Raw genomic sequence first — 17,068 nt, 5'->3', positions numbered from 1 at the left:
CTCCTCAACGCGTATCGCGAAGGACACGAGCGGCTCTGGCGATCACGCGATGGGCTGCCGGGCCGTAGACAGCGCTTTCCGCCAACGCATCCCATGCCCGGATGTGAAGTGCAACGTCGGCCGGATCGTCCAGCCACATCTCTGCGTGCCATGACTCGGTCACGACCAGAGCGTCGTCGTGGATCGAGAAACCCACTCCGACGGGAACTTCCAGATCGGCGCCAAAGGGAACTACGCCGAGGCGTACGTTCCCTTTTACCAACCACGGCTCGAGGCGCTCCAGCTGGTCGACCAGTACATCCGGAGGGCAGAGACGGGATACGAGGGCTCCTTCCCACACCAGGAAATGGAATGATCGGAATCGATCCCTGAGTACTCTCTGTCGTTCCATACGGGCAACCACGGCAGCATCGACGTCACGAATCGATGGATGGACCCGGGTGTACCGGGTGAGCACCGCACGGGCGTACCCCGCTGTCTGAAGCAAGCCTGGAATCAAGGTCGGGTCGAATGACCGACGGTCGCTGGTCCGCTGGCCCTGCTCGGCATGTGCCTCCTGTACCGGCCTCACACCACCGGCGAGCTGGCGCCGCCAGGAGCGGTACTGCGTCTCCACCGTCCGGAGTCTGCCCACCAGTTCCGCAGCGGCATCGGGCCTGCCGACACCCGCGGCCCATGCCACCACATCGGCCCTGGTGGGCGACTGCTTTCCGTTCTCCACCTTGCTGACCTTCGACTGCGGCCAGCCCAGCCTCGTAGCCAAGGCACGGCCTGACAGGCCGCTCTCGGTGCGAAGCTCGCGCATCCGAGCACCGAGAGCAGACCGCGCATGTCGAAAGTCGGAGCTCACATGCCGGAAGGTACCCGAGCCCTGAACTCCGCGTACGGCGTCGCGTGGTGCCAGGCGGCGTCGCGGGCCTGGCAGGCTCGCAGGACTTCCAGTGGGTCGGTGACCAGCTCCATGCCCACGGTGCGTTCTCCCTCGAAGTGGAAGCGCGCGACCGTTCGCGAATCGAAGAGCCAGAAGTCCGAGAGCCCGGCCAGGCCGGCCGTCTCGGCGTCCGCCCGCCACATGCACCGGATGTCCTCACCGGCAGCGACGTTGGTCCGGGCACACGCAAGCAGGTACCGCTGCCCCTCGGTGGGCGGGTTGTCCACCAGGCGGACCCGCTCGAACCTCTTTCCCTTGTCGACCATGCGGCGCACGTTCTCGAACCAGGGGTGTCCGACCTCACCGGCCGTGTCGCCGGTGCGCAGAAACTCCGAATAGGAGGGCATCTGCTTGTCGGAGAGGTACCCGGTCCTGGTCTCCAGCCGCCAGGCGGTGTGTTCGAACCCGTCGTTGATGAACTCGGTGATCTTCTGCTGGGGGACGAACTCGGGCACAGGCGTTGCCTCCTTCGGCGCGAACCTCACGAGCAGTTCTCGGGGCACGACTACGAAGCCTTCATCGTCCTTCACGTACTTGAGCTGTGCCACCTCCTCAGGGTCGGTAACGGCGTACCCCTGGACCACCACCTCTCCGGTGTCCACGTCCTCGTACAGCGTCGGACAGTCACCGACGCCCGAGGTACTACCCACGACGCGCAGCCGCCTGGCCATGACTTTCCCCTTCTCCGACGGTCAGGAAGGTCTCATATTCAGCCTCAACTGGCGCTCCGACAGGACTGATTCTTGATTATTCTCCGAAGCCGTCCTGCCATGCCGTGCACCTCACATCCCCGGTCGCGCGGATCGGGGCACCTCCCCGGAGCAGGAAGTCGACGGTACCCACCCCCACTGCATGCGCCTTACCACGGCCGATCCTCAACAGTGCAACTGCGACTCTGCGGGCGAACATTGGAGAATCAGTGCTTCCGCCGTGGCAGTTCCAGGGCATCCTGATCACGTCCGACCGACTACGAGGAGAGCAGCGATGAGCCGGGAACGCACGCTGATCAACTTCGACGAGTTCGACAAGCTGTTCGTGAGCTTCGAACACACGGCCTTCCGACTGGAGACCCGCCGTCGGTACCGCTCGGACGAACAGGGCGAGTCCTACCGACGGTTCGTCGCCGGGCTCGACCTCGATTGGGACCTGGACCATCCCTGGTGCGTCTCGCGCCGCGAACAGTCGGCCCTGGGCAAGCGGTTCGAGCGGGTGCGGATCGTGGACAACCCGCCCTCCGTCGGGCAGCGGTACCTGCTCAACAACTCCATTCGAAACGGCATGGTCGGGGAGGACATCCGGCAGCTCTGGCGTGCCGACGCCGACCGGCTGGGCCTCCCGGCGGAGGACACCTGGCTGTTCGACTCGCGATTCATCGCCCTGTTGCACTTCGATACCGACGACGATCTGACCCACGTCGAACTGATCACCGACCCAGTGCGGGTTGCCCGCGCCTGCCAGGAGCGCGACGCCGCATGGCACTTCGCCCTCCCACACCACGAGTTCCGTGCTCAGGTACCGTCCGACATGTGAGCACCGACTCCCAGCACGCCAGGATCGCCCTCGGTCAGCGGCTCCGCGAGCTGCGGGCCGAGGGCGGTCTCACAGGTCGGCAGCTGGCCGATCTCCTGTGCTGGACGCAGTCCAAGGTCAGCAAGCTGGAGACCGGCCGGCAAACGGCCACCCACGACGACCTCAAAGCTTGGGCCGAGGCTGTCGGACAGCCCCGCACGGCAGCCGAACTGTCAGCCCGACTGCGGTCCTTCGAGTCAGGGACCCGGTCCTGGCGACGGCAGTTGGCCGCCGGGCACAAGCCGGTGCAGGACACCCTGACTGCCGAGCACGACCGTTCGCACTTCATGCGCGCCTGGGAAGGCGCCATGATTGTCGGGATGCTCCAGACCGCCGACTACGCCCGGCACATCTTCAGCGCGTACGTCGATCTCCACCGGTCCCCACGCGACATAGACGAGGCTGTACGAGCCCGCATCCAGCGCCAGGAGAGCCTGTACCGGTCCGGCAAGCAGTACCACATCCTCATGTGGGAATCCGCCCTTCGCGCCCTGGTCTGCCCTCCGCCCGTGATGGCCGCGCAGCTCGACCGTCTCGCTGGCGTCATCGGCCTGGACACCGTCTCCCTCGGCATCGTCCCCTTCGAAGCCCGGCTCAAGTTGCCCCCCGCCAACGGTTTCTGGATCCATGACGAGCGGCTCGTCATCGTCGAGGACTGGCACGCCGAGCTCTGGCTCGATCAGCCCGAGAACGTGTCCCTCTACCTGCGCGTCTGGGAGGCCCTGGCCGCCTCCGCCGTCTACGGTGCGGACGCCCACAAGGTGATCACCCGCTGTCGCAGGGCTCTCGGCACCTTCTGAGGAATCTCCGCGAACCCCACCTGCCCGGGTCCGGAATATTCGAGAATCGGCCGCCTTCCGGCCCGCTCCGCCGCCCTAGCGTACGTCTCAACGGCGGTATTCGACACCGTCGTTGAAAGGAGCGAACCATGCCTGTGTTCGACAGCGGCAAGCACGGCGGCGGATCCGGATCCGGATCCGGATCCGGGTCCGGCGGCGGCCAGCAGGACGACAGCAGCAGCGGCAACAAGCACGGTGGCGGCGGCAGCGACGAGGGTGGCAACACCTCGGACGGCAGCGGCCCGGCGTCGGGTGACTGACGCGTGATCGAGCAGCAGGAAGCGGAGGCCGGCCGGGCCCGGCTGGCCTCCGCGCTGATCGCGAACGGGTCCCTCACCTCGGACTGGTTGTCCGCCTACGACACCGTCCCCCGCCACTGGTTCGTCCCGCACCTCGTCTGGCCCGGTCAGGGCGACGGCGTCCGCCAGGGCGACTCCGTGAACAGGCACGCCGACCCGGCCGCCTGGTGGCACGCCGTCTACTCCGACGTCCCGCTCACCACGCAGTGGGACGACGGCGACCACTCCGGGGAACACCGCGGCACCACGCCCACGTCCTCCAACTCCATGCCCACCATGGTGTTCTCGATGCTCGCCGCCCTGGACGTCGAGCCGGGCGACCGGGTGCTGGAGATCGGCACCGGCACGGGCTGGAACGCCGCGCTCCTCTCCCAGCGCCTCGGTTCCGGCAACGTCGTGACGGTCGAGGTCGACGAGGACAATGCCGCCGAGGCTCAGCTGCGGCTGAAGCGCGCCCGGTACTCGCCGACGCTGGTGGTCGGGGACGGCGCCGCTGGCCACCCGCCCCGCGCGCCGTACGACCGGGTGATCGCCACCTGCTCGGTTCGCCGGGTGCCGCCCGCCTGGGTTTCCCAAACGAGGTCGGGCGGCCTGATCGTCGCGCCGTGGGGCCCCGAGTACGGCGGGGAGGCCGTCGTCCGGCTCACCGTGGGCGGCGACGGCACGGCGAGCGGCCGGTTCGTCGGGTCGTCCGCCTTCATGCGGCTCCGGCAGCAGCGCCCCGACCGTCCCGGCAGCCTGGCGTACCTGTCCGGGCCGTGGCCGGCGGACGGAATCCGGTCGTCGACGTCCCTCTCCCCGGAGGCCCTGGGCAGCTGGCCGGCCATGTTCGCCGTGGGGGTGCAGGTGCCCGGGGTCTTTCCGCTCGTCGAGCGCTACACCGACGGCTCTTACACCCTCTGGCTGCACGACACGGCCGTGACGTCCTGGGCCACCGTCGACTGGGAGCCCGGCCGCACCGCCTACGAGGTCGTCCAGTCCGGCCCCCGCAGTCTCTGGGACGAGGTGCGATCCGCCTGGCGCTGGTGGGACGACCGGGGCCGCCCCGGCTTCGAGCGCTTCGGCCTCACCGTCACGCCCGACGGCCAGACGGTGTGGCTGGACTCCCCGGACGCCCCGGTGCCTGCCCGGGCTTGAAGACGGGAGTGGGAAGGCGGCCCCGCCGACTTCCCACTCCCGTCCCTCGACCCCGCGCACTCACTCCCCGAAGCGGATCGGCTCTCCCGTCCGGTGCAGGTGGGCGAAGATCTCCCGATAGGACCGGAGCAGGCCCGTCTCGTAGTACGGGATCCCCTCCTCCGCGCAGAACTCCCGGGTGATCCGGGCGGCCCGCCCGAGCGCGGGGGTCGGCATGCTGGGGAACAGGTGGTGCTCCACCTGGTAGTTGAGGCCGCCCATCACCGCGTCGATGACCGTGCCGCCGCGCACGTTGCGCGAGGTGAGCACCTGGCGGCGCAGGAAGTCCAGCTTCATCTCCGGCGTCACCATCAGCATGCCCTTGTGGTTCGGGGCGAAGACCGCGCCCAGGTACACCCCGAGCAGCGCCTGGTGCACGGCCAGGAACGCGATCGCCTTGCCCGCCGGCAGCGCCGCGAACACCAGCCCGAAGTACGCCACGAAGTGCACCACCAGCAGCACGCCCTCCAGCACCGGCCGCTTCATCGTCGGACTGCGCAGTGCGCGGAAGCTGTTGAAGCTGAGGTTGAGGCCCTCCAGCAGGAGCAGCGGGACGAACAGGTACGCCTGCCGACGCCCGATGAACCGGGCGATCCCGCTCGCCTGCCGGGCCTGCCGCTTCGACCACACGAGGAGGTCGGGGGAGACGTCCGGGTCCCGCTCCTCGTGGTTCGGGTTGGCGTGGTGGCGGGTGTGCTTGTTCATCCACCAGCCGTAGCTCATGCCCATCAGCAGGTTGGCGGCGATCCGGCCGCCGATCTCGCTCGGCAACCGCCGGCTGAACACCTGGCGGTGCGCCAGATCGTGCGACATCAGGGCGACCTGGGCGAACACGACGGACATCGCCGCCGCCAGGCCGAGCTGCCACCAGGTGTCGCCCAGCGCGAACAGGGCCCACCAGCCGCCGAGGAACGCGACGAGCACCAGGGCCGTGCGCGCGGCGTAGTAGCCGGGGCGCCGGTCGAGCAGGCCCTCGGCGGCCATCCGGCGGCTCAGTCGGGCGAAGTCGCTGCCGGCGCTCTCGGCCTGCGGGGCGGGGGCGACGGTCATCGTCACGGGCTGTGTGGGCATGGCCCCGAGTCTGGTTCGGCGGGGTGGCCCGGAGAACGGGGAAAGCACCCGTCCCGTACGGGTGTTAACCCCCGCCCGGCGAGGGGGGCGGCCCCCGCCGCGGCGACCGTCTACGATGTCCGCCGAAACCATCCGGCTTGCACCACGGGGGAACTGATGACGGGTCACTGGCAGGAGATCGGGACGCCGGGCGGCATCGAGGCCTACGTCCACCACCCGGAGGGCCAGGTCCGCGGCGCGGTCGTGGTCTGCTCCGAGCTGTACGGGGTCAACGCCTACGTCCGCGGGATCTGCGCCGAGCTGGCCGCCCTCGGGTACGTCGCGCTGGCACCGGACTTCTACTGGCGCAGCGCCCGCCGCACCGAACTCGGCTACAGCGCCGAGGAGCGCGAGGCCGGTCTCGTCCTGATGCGCGCCCTGGACCGCGACCAGCTGGTGACCGACGCCGCCGACGCGCTGGCCGCGGCGCGCGGGGCGGCGGACGGCCACGGGGTGGCCTTCCTCGGCACGAGCATGGGCGGCCACATCGCCGTCCGCGCGGCCACCGAGCTGCGCTTCGAGCTGGCCGCCGTGTTCTACCCGGGCTGGATGCTCAACTCCGGCTTCCCGCTGGTCGGCCCGGTCCCGCCGCTGGAGACCGCCGACCGCATCGCCGCCAACGGCGTGTTCCTGCTGGGCTTCAACGGCGACCAGGACCACATCCTGCCGCTTGCCGAGTGGCAGGCGGTCGAGGAGAAGCTCACCGAGGCCGGGGTCGTCCACGAGCTGGTCACCTACCCGGGCGCCGGGCACGGCTTCGCGTCCGACCGCGCCGACGGGCACGACGCCGCGGCCACCGAGGACGCCTGGCAGCGCATCCACCGGGCGCTGGCCAAGCACCTGTAGGCGCCACGCACCGGCCCGCACCGGCCGCGCCCCCGCCGGCCCCTCGCGCTCGTCGGCGCGCGGGGCCGGCGGGTGTCCTAGACGGACATCCGCAGTTCGTTCTGCACACCGGGCGAGCGCAGGATGTCCAGCAACCGGGCGTTGTCGCGGATCCCGGCGAAGAGCAGGTCGGCTTCGCTTCTCACGGCTTGCCTCAGCATCGCCTGGAACACTCCGGCGAAGGGCTGGTCACGGATCACGCTCAGTGCGTGGGACATCTCGTCGGGGAGCCCGCGGTCCCGGGCGGTCCACCACCGCTCAAGGGCGAGGGACATCACGTTCCGTGCGTGGCGGCGGGCCTCGGGGCGTTTGTCGGCGTTGAGTCCGCACGTGCTGACGGTGTACTCCCCTCGGGGGCTCAGACCGCAGTACTCGCCCGTGTCCAGGACCAAGTGGAGGTGGACGAACGGGTCCTCGACCGTCGGGTTGACGAGCATGGGGATCCCCGTGTCGTCGACCGCGTGCGCCCCCTTCTTGAACCTGCTGTTGCACGTACTGCAGGCCAGGAGGTAGTTCAACCACGAGAAGGCCTGCAGCGGATCGACATTGATCGGCACGTAGTGGTCTATGTGATCCGCCAGGTTCTGGCCGCAGTACATGCAGCAGTCATGCCCCGGCGCCATCTCCTTGAGCCTGCCGAGTGCGGGCGCGTACGCGTCCCTTCTGAAGGTCTTCCGCTTCCATGCCAGGTTGGCGGTCCTGACCTGCTCGACGGAACCGGTGGTCGCCGTGACCTCCCTGGTCAGCACGCCGAGCCTCAGCTCCACCGCACCGGGCAGCTCTAACCGACGCACCGGAATCACCGGTCACCGCCGCCGGACTCTCCGAGCAGCCTCGCCGAGATCTCGTCGACGCGCGTCACCGGAGAGCTCGCGAGACGCGTTTTGAGCTCCCGGAGAAGGACCAGTTCCTCCTCCGTCGCCCGGCCGGTGACGAGCTTCGTCTCCAGCTCCACCAGGCTCCTCCGGATGTCACGGGCCTTGGCGGAGTACGGGGTGTCCAGTCCGAAGAGGTCCGAGATGACCGCATCGTCGCCGGTGCCGTACACCACCCTTCGGTACAGGCCGGGTTCGACGATGCTCGGTGGACTCGTCTCGCCGGGGCCGGGCAGTCTGATGAGTCCGTTCTCGTCGGCGGCCTGGCAGATGTAGGGGCTGTGGGTCGTGACGATGAACTGCACCTGGGGGAAGTGCGCCTTCAGCCATGCGCCGATGCGCTGCTGCCACGACACGTGCAGGTGCGCGTCCACCTCGTCGATCAGCACCACCCCGGGGTGGCGGAGGGTGGGGGTGTCGTTCTCGTACACGACCCGGTGAAGGTCCGGGTAGGGATACGCGGCGAACATGCGCCGGATGATGTCGAGCACCAGCGCGACGACCGTCCGGTATCCGTCGCTCATCTGCCGGAGCGGGGTGGACCTGCCGGTCTCCTCGTTGGTGATCCAGAGCCCCTGGAGGTCGACCCGGGAGACCTTGTAGTGGTCCGGCAGGAGCCCGTCCTGGAGCAGCACGAAGATCGACTCCAGGAGGTCCGTCGATCCGCTCTTCCTCTCGCCGCGCTGCAGGTCCTCAAGTCGTTGCATGTGGAGGCGGATAAGCCAGCTGACCGCTTCGGAAAGCGAGTCACGCTCGTTGAACAGGGTTCGGACGGCGAACAGCTTGTTCGCGTAGTCGGGGATTCTGCGGAAACCGACCTCCTCGGCATGCCGGGAGGCCCGGTCGTCCTCCTCGTTTCCCCCGGTCAAACGGCGAAATGGGCCGTATCCGGCAAGGAACCATCCTGGATACCCCACACCGGACCAGAGGACCTCTTCCAGTGCGGCGGACGCCTTGAAGGAAACGCGCGCGAACGACCTGCGCTCCTCGAATTCGGACTCGAAGCGCTCACTGATCTCGATCGGGAGCCGATCCCTGATCCCACGGGGAAGGATGCGCTCACCGCCCTTGCGCTTCACGGGCCCGGTCCTCCAGGCCATCTCGATCGCATCGACCGTGTCGTCCGGATATCCGGCGTCCCACAGCGAGTCGTTCGACACTTCGAGCCGGATGCTTCCCTGCTTCCGGTTCTCGGAGAGCCATCCTTCCAGCGAGTCCTCCACCTGCGACGCCAACCGCTGCCCGATGAGGCCGATCGCGATCGCCCGAAGAATCGTCGTCTTGCCTGATCCGTTGCGCCCGGCCAGGACTGTCCAGCCCGCGTGGCTCCCGTCCGGCCGAGAGAAGTCGAGTTCGAATTTCCGTCGACCGTCGAACCCTCGGATGCCGCTCATGGCCAGCTTATTTACATACATTCACGACTCCCATCCCACGGTCGTACGCGAGTGTATAGAGGTCCGCTGACGGCCCGGCAGTCCGTCCGCCGTGGCCGACCCGATCGTGTCTCACGGCGTCCGGAACAGCTCGTCCAGGTGGTACCTCAGGACTGCCAGTGCCTCCTCGCCGTCGCGCTGGCCGCCCAGGACGCTGGATCCGAGGCCGTTGACCATGGCCAGCAGTCCGGCCGCGGTCACCGCGGTGTCCCGGCGGGCGTCGATCTGCCCGGCCTCCTGCGCCGCGCGGAGCTGCTTGGCGAGGAAGCCCTCCAGCAGGGCCGGCGGCTGCGCGGCCTGCTTCTCCAGCACCGCGGGGTCGTTGAGCACCAGCGTGTAGTACGCGGCGTACGTCCTGGTGATCCGGCGGCTCTCGGCGTCCGTCGGCAGGATGCAGGACAGGATCGCGGTGACGACCTCCTGTGGTGCGCGCGCCTCGCCGATCCACCGTTCCATCCGGGCCTGGAGCTGGGCGCCGAGCCTGGTCAGGGCGTCCAGCAGCAGGCCCTCCTTGGTCGTGAAGTAGTACTGCACGAGCCGCAGCGAGACGCCGGCCTCCGCCGCGACCGCCCGCATGCTGGCCGACTGCAGGCCCTCGGTGTCGGCGATGCGTAGCAGGGCCTCGGCGATCTGCCGCCGACGCTCCTCGTGGTCGACCTTCGCGGTCATGCTCCGACCTCCGTGGCGGGGCCCGACGGTCGGGGCCCTTCTTCTGGTACACCCGTATCATGCATGTGATACACATGTATCATGCGAATCAGCGAGTTCAGCAACGGCAAGGCCGAAGCCCGCTTCCGCACCGCCTACAAGCGCGCGCTGACCCGACTGTGGCCGGGCCCCCGGACGTCGCTCGACGTCCCCACCGGCTTCGGCACCACCCGGGTGCACCGCACCGGCCCCGCCGAGGGGCAGCCGATCGTCCTGCTGCCCGGCTCGGGCGGCAACGCGCTGATGTGGCACGGCCACCTCGACGACCTCGCCCGCCGGCACCCCGTCATCGCCGTGGACACCGTCGGCGAACCCGGCGCCAGCGTGCAGAGCGCCCCCGTCCGGGACGGGCGCGACGCCGCCGCCTGGCTGGAGGACCTCCTCGCCGGGCTCGACCTGCCGGCCGTCCACCTGGTCGGCTGCTCCTACGGCGGCTGGATCGCCCTCAACCACCGGATCCACCACCCCGGGCGGACCGCCACTCTCACCCTGGTCGACCCGGCGGGCCTGGCCGACCCCGGCCGCCGCTTCTACGCCTGGCTCATCGCCGGCGGCCTCGCCGCACTGGCCCCGCGCCCGCTCCGGCCCCGACTGGCGGCACTGGTCGGCAACAGCGCGATCCTGGAGACCGAGCTGATGGCCCTGATGCGCGCCTCCCTGGGCTTCCGCCGCCGGCTGCCGCCGGCCACCACCCTCACCGACGAGGAACTCGGCCGCCGCCACGGCCCCGCCCACTTCCTGCTCGGCGAGCGCAGCGCCCTGCACGACGCCCGGGAGGCCGCCGCCCGGCTGCACCGCCTCGTCCCGGACGCCCGGGTCACCCTGGTTCCGGGTGCGGGCCACGCCCTGCCGACCGACGACCCCGCCGCCGTCCTCGCCGGAATCCTCAGCACGGCCGCCGGGCAGGCCAGTTGACCCTCCGCGTCAACACGGGGAGGGGGGAGCGGACGGTCGTTCAGGTGAATCTGCCGCGCTCCGGCCGGGAGCACCGGGCGGGCGGGAAGCCTCGTGCGTGACGGTCGCTCGTCCCGGGCGGCCGCTCGTCCCGGGCGGCCGCTCCGCACCACGGAGAGTCCCCCCGATGCGCCTGTCCCCACGCTCCCCCGCCGCGCCCTAACCCGCCGCCGCCCCCGGCCCGCCGAGGGCGGCGCGGACCAGGCGGGTGACGGCGGGAACGGCCGCGGCCGGCCCGTCCCCCGCGGTCGGCTCCACCTCCGCCGCCAGGGCGTCGTAGGTCTCGAAGGCGGTCAGGACGAACAGCAGGCCGGCCGCGTCCGGCGGGGCGGCGGGAAGGCGGCCGGTCAGGACCGCGGCGCCCTCCCGGCGCCGGGCGTCGCGGTCGGCGATGACCCGGCCGACCTCGTCGTCGAGGGCGGCGAGGGCGCGCAGCCGGCGGGTGCAGACCCGGTCGAACGCCCAGAAGCCGCCCATCACCTCGACGAAGCGGTCCACCGCCGCCCACGGGTCGGCCAGGGTGAACGCCTCGGCCAGCCGGGCCATGCCGCCCTGCTCGGCGAGGGCGTCGCAGACCGCCTCCAGCAGGCCCGTCTTGGAGCCGAACTGGTAGTAGACGGTGGCCCGGGCGACGTCCGCGCGACGGGCGACCGCGTCCAGCGAGAGCCCGCCGGTCTCCGCCAGGTGCACCCGGGCGGCCGCGACGATCCGGGCCCGGGTCTCGTCGACCTCCGCCTGCCGTTGTCCCATCCGGTAGGACCGGGGGCTCATCCCGCTCGCCTCCACTCGTTCCGCGTGTGCCGTCCGCGCGAACCGGGGGTTCCGCGTGAACTGGCAGTATCGCGCGAACCGGCGGGGTCGCCGGCCGGTTCACCCGTGCCGGGACGCCCCGGCGCTCACACGATGACCCGGCCGCCGCTGACGTCCAGGGTCTGCCCGGTGATCCAGGACGAGGCGTCGGAGGCCAGGAACAGCGTGGCGGCGGCCAGGTCCTCCGGCTCGCCGAGGCGGCCCAGCGGGTGCGCGGCGGCGACCGTGGCCTGGACCTCCAGCGGCATCCGGGCCGCGGTCCGCTCGGTGCGGACGGCCCCGGGCGCGACCGCGTTGACCCGTACGCCCTCGCCGGCGACCTCCAGCGCCAGGTGGCGGGTGAACATCAGCACCCCCGCCTTGGCCGCGGCGTACGCGGCGGACGCCCCGCTGGGCAGTCGGCCCGCCGTCGAGGCCATGGTGACGATCGAACCGCTGCGCCGGGCCGAGAAGCCGGGCAGGAAGGCCCGGACGGTGAGGAAGGTGGCGGTGAGGTTGCCGTCCACGACGGCCCGCCAGTGCTCCTCGGTCTCGCGGACGGTCGGTACGGGGTAGCCGTCGCCGCCGGCGAACGCGGCCAGGACGTCGACCGGGCCGAGCTCCCGCTCGATCCGGGCCGCGGCGGCGTCGAGCGCCGCCGGGTCGGTGCAGTCGGCGACCAGTCCGAGCGCCCTGGCACCCTCCGCGCGCAGTTCCGCGGCCACTTCCGCCAGCGCCGCCTCGTCCCGGCCGAGGACGGCCACGGCCGAGCCCTGACGGGCGAAGGCCCGGGCGGTCTCCGCGCCGATGCCGCGGCTGCCGCCGGTGATCACGACGACCCGGCCGTCCAGGTCGGGGTACCGCGCCTGTCGAACTCCCATGTCCCATCGCTCCTTCGGGCTTGCACTCGGGGCTTGCTCTCACGGTGTGCTGTGGTTCACTTGATTCATTCATACAGTCCGTCTGAATGAATCGCAAGGGCCAACCGCCGGGGCCGCACGGGCTCGCGGGGAACCCCGCGATCACAAGGAGGAACCGATGAGGATCGCAGTCGTGGGCGCCACCGGCCGTACCGGCCGCCTGGTGGTCGACCTCGCCCTGGCGGCCGGACACACCGTCACCGCCGTCGCGCGCACCCCCGCCCGGCTACCGGAGTTCGCGCACGGCACCCCGCGCACCGCGGCCGCCGACGTCCACGAACCCGCGTCGCTGCTGGCACCGCTGGACGGCCAGGACGTCGTCGTCGCCGCCCTCGGCACCACCGGCCGCCGGGCCACCACCGTCTTCTCCGACGGCGCCCGGGCCCTGACCGCCGCCGTCCGGGCCGGCGGCGGCGCACACCTGGTGACCATGGGCTCGGCAGGGCTGGACCCCAGCCGGCTCCCGCTCGCCCAACGGGTGGTGACCAGGCTCGTGGTCGACCGCTTGTACCGGGAGATCCACCACGACCTGGCCCGGATGGAGGAGGTGCTCGCCGAGTCGGACGTCGACTGGACGGTCGTCCGCGTGCCGATGCTCAAGGACGGGCCGCCGTCCGCCCGCCCCCTGGTCTCCTACGACCGGCCGCTCCCCCGCGCCGGCACCGCCGCCCGCGCCACCGTCGCCCGCTGGATCACCGACCACCTCGGCGATCCGGACACCTTCCGCCGCCTCGTCCACCTCGCCGACGGCTGACCGCCCACGGCTGCGCACCGACCCCGCTGACCCCGCCGACCGCGCCGACCCGCCGACCGCGCCCCGCCGCCGGCCGACGGCCCCGGTGACCGCCGGCGCCTCAGCCCTGCTGCTGCGGCGGCCTGCGGCGCATGCCGACCAGCAGCAGGACCACCGCGGAGATCACGGCCGACAGCCGCAGCACGTTCGGGGCCGACGACCAGCTGATCTGGCCCAGCGGGGAGCCCGACTGCAGACCGCCGCCCTGGGCACCGCCCTGCTTGGCGTGCTGCATGCTGTACAGGGTGGTCGCGCTCATCGTGATCAGCGGAATGCCGAGGATCGCGAACTTGCGCATCAGGTCCGAGAGTTGGCGGGACAGGTAGCCCAGGCCCCAGCCGGCCAGCATGACCGGGAAGAAGCCGGTGACGGCGCCGCCGACCAGCAGGGCACTGGAGAGCAGGATCAGCGGGGACGCCTTGCGGGCACCCGCGTCCCTGCCCGCCGCCCCCTTTCCGGCACCCTTCCCCGCGCCCTTCCCGGCCGCCTTCCCCGCCGCCTTTCCGGCCGCCTTCCCGCCCGCGGGAGCCCCGGGCGCGCCGACGGCAGCCTGCGGAGCCGCCTTGCCCTTGGTCAGGCGCAGCTTCCCCGCCCGCCGCGCCGCCTTCGGGTCCACCCCGGGCCCCGTCGGCTGCGCCGCGGCCCCGGCCCCGGAAGACCCGTCGGCCGGTTCCGGCGCACGCTGCCCGGGGAGCGGCCCCGGCGCGGGCTCCGGCCCGTCCGAGAAGTCGAACACCGTCATGGTCCACGGGCCGGTGCTGCTCACCGTCGGCGGCGGGATCGCGGACGCCCGCCGCTCGGCCTCGACCGCGTCCGGCGGGTTCAGCGGGACGGACGGGATCCCGGCCGCACTCGGCGCCGGGGGGTCGTACACGCTGTCAGGATCCGACGCGGGCAAGGGCGGCACCGACGGCGCAGGCGGCACGGACGGGGCGCCCGCGGCGGCCGGTACGCCCGCCCCGGCGCCCGGAACGGCACCGCCCGGTGCGGTCCGGTCCTCCGCACCCCCGGCCGGGCGCTCGCTCCACGGCCCGCTCTTGCGCCACCACTCGCCGTCCGTCATCTCCGACACCCCGCCTCGCCCGGCCCGCCCTTGGAGAGCGCGGCCGCCCACCGAACCGCCCTCGTCGTGACGCTACCCACCCCGCCCCCGCCCACGCGAGTCCGACCGCCGGGGCGGAGCGGCCGCCGGTCCGGCGGTGCGCGGGACACCACGCCGTCGGCCCGCCCGACTAACCTAGGTCGAATGACCACACAGCAGGGCCCCCAACGCCGGGGCAGGTCCACCACCGGCCCGCGCACCCTCGCCGAGGAGCTGCGCGCCCGTCCCGACGACGCGCTCGCCGCCCTGCTCCGCTCCCGCCCCGACCTGCTGAACCCCGTCCCCGGCGACCTCACCCAGCTGTCCGCCCGGCTCTCCTCGCGAGCCTCCGCACTGCGCGCCCTGGAGCGACTGGACCGCTTCACCCTGCAGGTCGCCGAGGCACTGGCCACCACCCCCGACGGCACCTCCGTGACCACCGTCCGCTCCCTGCTGACCGGCCCGGCCAAGGTCAAGCCGCACCCCGGCGCGACCCCGCTCACCCCGGCCGACCGGTCCGCCGTCGCCGCCGCCCTGCCCCGCGCGATCGCCACCCTGCGCGACCGGGCACTGCTCTGGGGCCCGGACAACGGCCTGCGACTGGTCCTCGCCGTCCGCGAGGCGCTCGCGCCGACCGCCGCCAACCCCGGCCGCACCGGGCTCGGCCCGACCCTCGCCGACGCCACCGCCGGCACATCCCCGGCCCGGCTGCAGCAGCTGCTCGCCTCGGCCGGCCAGCCCGCCACCGCTGACCCGGTCACCGCCGTCGCCGCACTCACCGCACTGCTCACCGACCGCACCCGCTGCGCCGCGCTGCTGGACACCGCCCCCGAGCCCGCGCTGCGGCTGCTCGACCGGCTGGTCTGGGGCCCGCCCACCGGCACCGTCCCGGACGCCGCCCGCCCGGTCACCGCCGAGGACGCGCAGAGCCCCGTCGAGTGGCTGCTCGCCCGCGGCCTGCTGCTGCCCACCAGCCCCGGCAGCGTCGTGCTGCCCCGCGAACTCGCCCTGCACCTGCGCGGCGGCCGCACCCACCGCACCGTCGAACCGGTCCAGCCGGAGCCCGCGCCCGCCGCCACCCCGCGCGATCCACAGGCTGTGGACAGCGCCGCGGCCGGCCAGGCCCACACCGCCGTCAAGACCGTCGAGGAGCTGCTGGACGGCTGGGGCCTCACCCCGCCGCTCACCCTGCGGGCCGGCGGCCTCGGCGTGCGCGACCTCAAGCGCGCCGCCCAGGCCCTGGAGACCACCGAGCAGCAGGCCGCCTTCTGGCTCGAACTCGCCTACACCGCAGGCCTGCTGGCACCCGACGGCGAGGTGGACGAACGCTGGGCCCCGACCCCCGGCTACGACACCTGGCTGCAGCTCGACACCGCCGAACGCTGGTCCGTCCTCGCCACCGCCTGGCTCGCCGCCACCCGCGTCCCCGCCCTCGCCGGCAGCCCGGACGGCAAGGGCAAGGCGCGCGCCGCCCTCGGCCCCGAACTCGACCGCACCCTCGCCCCGGCCGTCCGCCGCGCCGCCCTCGCGCTGCTCGCCGAACTCCCGCCCGGCACCCCGGCCACCGCCGAGGACCTGCTCCCCACCCTGCGCTGGCAGCGCCCGCTGCGCGGGGGCCCGACCGGCCAGGACGGCCGCGAGCTGCGCGACGACCTCACCGCCTGGACCCTCGACGAGGCCGAACTGCTCGGCATCACCGGCCGCGGCGCCCTCGCCGCCCCCGCCCGCGCCCTGCTCACCGCCGAGGCCGACCCGGCCGAGGTGCTCGCCCCGCTGCTCCCGCAGCCGCTCGACCACGTGATCCTCCAGCCGGACCTCACCGCGATCGCTCCCGGCCCGCTGCTCACCCCGCTCGCCCACGCCCTCGCCCTCTGCGCCGACATCGAGTCCAAGGGCGGCGCCACCGTCTACCGCTTCACCCCGGCGTCCGTCCGCCGCGCCCTGGACGCCGGACGCACCGCCGCCGACCTGCGCGCCTTCCTGGAGCAGCACAGCCGGACACCCGTCCCGCAGCCCCTCGCGTACCTGATCGACGACGTCGCCCGCCGGCACGGCATCCTGCGGGTCGGCGCCGCCTCCTCCTACCTGCGCTGCGACGACCCGTCCCTGCTGAACGAGGTGCTCGCCGACCGCCGCTCCGCCGACCTGCGGCTGCGGCTGCTCGCCCCCACCGTCCTCGCCTCCCAGGCCGCCCCGGACGTCCTGCTCGCCGCGCTGCGCACCATGGGCTACGCGCCGGCCGCCGAATCCGCCGAGGGCGACGTGCTGATCACCCGCCCGGACAGCCACCGCACCCCGCCCCGGACGGCGCCCGTACCCGTCCCCGACGGCCCGCCCACCCCCGACGACACCCTGCTCGCCGCCGCCATCAAGGCCATCCGGGCCGGTGACCGCGCCGCCACCGCCGCCCGCCGCGAGCCCACGCCCGACCCGCTCCGGCTCCCCCGCACGGCCGCCGCCGAGACCCTGGCCGCCCTCCAGACGGCCGTCCTCCTCGGCGAGCGGATGTGGATCGGCTACCTCAACGCCGAGGGCATCGCCAGCCAGCGCATCATCGACCCGGTCAAGGTCGAAGGCGGCTTCGTCACCGCCTTCGACCACCACGCCGACGAACTGCGCACCTTCGCCCTGCACCGCATCACCGGCGTCGCCGAGCTCCAGGAGTAGCCGCCGGCCGCCTGCGGACCGCCATACGGGGACGGGGGC

17 protein-coding genes are annotated in these 17,068 nt (G+C 72.4%); 8 read left to right on the top strand and 9 right to left on the bottom strand.

Features of this window, described 5'->3' with window-relative positions; genetic code table 11:
- Nucleotides 1–4: 4 nt before the first annotated feature.
- Both ACIGG8_RS19545 and ACIGG8_RS19540 read right to left on the bottom strand, forming a co-directional pair.
- Nucleotides 5–850: a helix-turn-helix domain-containing protein gene (locus ACIGG8_RS19545; protein WP_396549384.1), complete on the bottom strand. Its 846-nt coding sequence runs from the start codon at nucleotides 848–850 to the stop codon at nucleotides 5–7.
- Complete coding sequence (locus tag ACIGG8_RS19540; RefSeq protein ID WP_396549382.1) at nucleotides 847–1,602, bottom strand: DUF6879 family protein; 756 nt, start codon at nucleotides 1,600–1,602, stop codon at nucleotides 847–849. Before ACIGG8_RS19540 ends, ACIGG8_RS19545 begins: the two co-directional genes overlap by 4 nt.
- Before the next feature lie 313 nt (nucleotides 1,603–1,915).
- Here ACIGG8_RS19540 and ACIGG8_RS19535 point away from each other — a divergent pair, with 313 nt between their 5' ends.
- The 4 genes from ACIGG8_RS19535 (at nucleotide 1,916) to ACIGG8_RS19520 (ending at nucleotide 4,775) form a co-directional block, all read left to right on the top strand.
- A complete protein-coding gene (locus ACIGG8_RS19535) occupies nucleotides 1,916–2,461 on the top strand; it encodes a DUF6879 family protein (RefSeq protein WP_396549380.1) in 546 nt (181 codons plus the stop codon).
- Nucleotides 2,458–3,300 (top strand): helix-turn-helix domain-containing protein, encoded by an 843-nt coding sequence (locus ACIGG8_RS19530; protein WP_396549378.1) that lies wholly within the window; start codon nucleotides 2,458–2,460, stop codon nucleotides 3,298–3,300. Before ACIGG8_RS19535 ends, ACIGG8_RS19530 begins: the two co-directional genes overlap by 4 nt.
- Before the next feature lie 128 nt (nucleotides 3,301–3,428).
- Complete coding sequence (locus tag ACIGG8_RS19525) at nucleotides 3,429–3,599, top strand: hypothetical protein (protein WP_396549376.1); 171 nt, start codon at nucleotides 3,429–3,431, stop codon at nucleotides 3,597–3,599.
- A gap of 3 nt (nucleotides 3,600–3,602) precedes the next feature.
- The gene (locus ACIGG8_RS19520) at nucleotides 3,603–4,775 is read left to right on the top strand and encodes a methyltransferase domain-containing protein (RefSeq protein WP_396549374.1); all 1,173 of its coding nucleotides are present in this window, start codon (nucleotides 3,603–3,605) and stop codon (nucleotides 4,773–4,775) included.
- Between the two features lie 60 nt (nucleotides 4,776–4,835).
- On the opposite strand, the gene ACIGG8_RS19515 is transcribed toward ACIGG8_RS19520, so the two are convergent.
- On the bottom strand, nucleotides 4,836–5,885 hold the full coding sequence (locus tag ACIGG8_RS19515; protein ID WP_396549373.1) for a fatty acid desaturase family protein: 1,050 nt from the start codon (nucleotides 5,883–5,885) through the stop codon (nucleotides 4,836–4,838).
- A 156-nt stretch (nucleotides 5,886–6,041) separates the two neighbouring features.
- Here ACIGG8_RS19515 and ACIGG8_RS19510 point away from each other — a divergent pair, with 156 nt between their 5' ends.
- On the top strand, nucleotides 6,042–6,770 hold the full coding sequence (locus ACIGG8_RS19510) for a dienelactone hydrolase family protein (RefSeq protein ID WP_396549371.1): 729 nt from the start codon (nucleotides 6,042–6,044) through the stop codon (nucleotides 6,768–6,770).
- Between the two features lie 77 nt (nucleotides 6,771–6,847).
- On the opposite strand, the gene ACIGG8_RS19505 is transcribed toward ACIGG8_RS19510, so the two are convergent.
- The 3 genes from ACIGG8_RS19505 to ACIGG8_RS19495 all read right to left on the bottom strand — a co-directional run bounded on the left by ACIGG8_RS19505 (nucleotide 6,848) and on the right by ACIGG8_RS19495 (nucleotide 9,786).
- Complete coding sequence (locus tag ACIGG8_RS19505; protein ID WP_396549370.1) at nucleotides 6,848–7,576, bottom strand: HNH endonuclease; 729 nt, start codon at nucleotides 7,574–7,576, stop codon at nucleotides 6,848–6,850.
- A gap of 32 nt (nucleotides 7,577–7,608) precedes the next feature.
- Nucleotides 7,609–9,078: an AAA family ATPase gene (locus tag ACIGG8_RS19500; protein ID WP_396549369.1), complete on the bottom strand. Its 1,470-nt coding sequence runs from the start codon at nucleotides 9,076–9,078 to the stop codon at nucleotides 7,609–7,611.
- Nucleotides 9,079–9,189: 111 nt separating this feature from the next.
- Nucleotides 9,190–9,786, bottom strand: coding sequence for a TetR/AcrR family transcriptional regulator (locus ACIGG8_RS19495; protein ID WP_396549367.1), 597 nt, complete (start codon nucleotides 9,784–9,786; stop codon nucleotides 9,190–9,192).
- Nucleotides 9,787–9,867: 81 nt separating this feature from the next.
- Here ACIGG8_RS19495 and ACIGG8_RS19490 point away from each other — a divergent pair, with 81 nt between their 5' ends.
- Nucleotides 9,868–10,740, top strand: coding sequence for an alpha/beta fold hydrolase (locus ACIGG8_RS19490; protein ID WP_396549366.1), 873 nt, complete (start codon nucleotides 9,868–9,870; stop codon nucleotides 10,738–10,740).
- Nucleotides 10,741–10,938: 198 nt separating this feature from the next.
- Here the strand turns inward: ACIGG8_RS19490 and ACIGG8_RS19485 are convergent, their stop codons facing one another.
- A complete protein-coding gene (locus ACIGG8_RS19485) occupies nucleotides 10,939–11,550 on the bottom strand; it encodes a helix-turn-helix domain-containing protein (protein ID WP_350525152.1) in 612 nt (203 codons plus the stop codon).
- Nucleotides 11,551–11,675: 125 nt separating this feature from the next.
- Entirely contained in the window at nucleotides 11,676–12,449 is a 774-nt protein-coding gene (locus ACIGG8_RS19480; protein ID WP_396549363.1) for an SDR family NAD(P)-dependent oxidoreductase, read from the bottom strand.
- 157 nt (nucleotides 12,450–12,606) lie between these two features.
- On the opposite strand from ACIGG8_RS19480, the gene ACIGG8_RS19475 reads away from it, so the two are divergent.
- Complete coding sequence (locus ACIGG8_RS19475) at nucleotides 12,607–13,242, top strand: NAD(P)-dependent oxidoreductase (protein WP_396549361.1); 636 nt, start codon at nucleotides 12,607–12,609, stop codon at nucleotides 13,240–13,242.
- Between the two features lie 100 nt (nucleotides 13,243–13,342).
- Here the strand turns inward: ACIGG8_RS19475 and ACIGG8_RS19470 are convergent, their stop codons facing one another.
- A complete protein-coding gene (locus tag ACIGG8_RS19470) occupies nucleotides 13,343–14,155 on the bottom strand; it encodes a hypothetical protein (protein ID WP_396549360.1) in 813 nt (270 codons plus the stop codon).
- Between the two features lie 372 nt (nucleotides 14,156–14,527).
- On the opposite strand from ACIGG8_RS19470, the gene ACIGG8_RS19465 reads away from it, so the two are divergent.
- Nucleotides 14,528–17,029 carry a helicase-associated domain-containing protein gene (locus ACIGG8_RS19465; RefSeq protein ID WP_396549359.1) on the top strand — a complete coding sequence of 834 codons (2,502 nt, stop codon included), beginning with the start codon at nucleotides 14,528–14,530 and terminating at the stop codon, nucleotides 17,027–17,029.
- Nucleotides 17,030–17,068: the final 39 nt, after the last annotated feature.

The organism is Kitasatospora sp. NPDC085464, assembly GCF_044541955.1.
GTDB lineage: Bacteria > Actinomycetota > Actinomycetes > Streptomycetales > Streptomycetaceae > Kitasatospora.
This window is presented reverse-complemented; position numbering and strand designations above follow the sequence as displayed.

What these genes read in the sequence shown, in the direction of transcription:
- ACIGG8_RS19540 (WP_396549382.1), bottom strand. Translation starts at nt 1,602, where the DNA reads ATGGCCAGGCGGCTGCGCGTCGTGGGTAGTACCTCGGGCGTCGGTGAC.
- ACIGG8_RS19535 (WP_396549380.1), top strand. Translation starts at nt 1,916, where the DNA reads ATGAGCCGGGAACGCACGCTGATCAACTTCGACGAGTTCGACAAGCTG.
- ACIGG8_RS19525 (WP_396549376.1), top strand. Translation starts at nt 3,429, where the DNA reads ATGCCTGTGTTCGACAGCGGCAAGCACGGCGGCGGATCCGGATCCGGA.
- ACIGG8_RS19515 (WP_396549373.1), bottom strand. Translation starts at nt 5,885, where the DNA reads ATGCCCACACAGCCCGTGACGATGACCGTCGCCCCCGCCCCGCAGGCC.
- ACIGG8_RS19510 (WP_396549371.1), top strand. Translation starts at nt 6,042, where the DNA reads ATGACGGGTCACTGGCAGGAGATCGGGACGCCGGGCGGCATCGAGGCC.
- ACIGG8_RS19500 (WP_396549369.1), bottom strand. Translation starts at nt 9,078, where the DNA reads ATGAGCGGCATCCGAGGGTTCGACGGTCGACGGAAATTCGAACTCGAC.
- ACIGG8_RS19495 (WP_396549367.1), bottom strand. Translation starts at nt 9,786, where the DNA reads ATGACCGCGAAGGTCGACCACGAGGAGCGTCGGCGGCAGATCGCCGAG.
- ACIGG8_RS19490 (WP_396549366.1), top strand. Translation starts at nt 9,868, where the DNA reads ATGCGAATCAGCGAGTTCAGCAACGGCAAGGCCGAAGCCCGCTTCCGC.
- ACIGG8_RS19485 (WP_350525152.1), bottom strand. Translation starts at nt 11,550, where the DNA reads ATGAGCCCCCGGTCCTACCGGATGGGACAACGGCAGGCGGAGGTCGAC.
- ACIGG8_RS19480 (WP_396549363.1), bottom strand. Translation starts at nt 12,449, where the DNA reads ATGGGAGTTCGACAGGCGCGGTACCCCGACCTGGACGGCCGGGTCGTC.
- ACIGG8_RS19475 (WP_396549361.1), top strand. Translation starts at nt 12,607, where the DNA reads ATGAGGATCGCAGTCGTGGGCGCCACCGGCCGTACCGGCCGCCTGGTG.
- ACIGG8_RS19465 (WP_396549359.1), top strand. Translation starts at nt 14,528, where the DNA reads ATGACCACACAGCAGGGCCCCCAACGCCGGGGCAGGTCCACCACCGGC.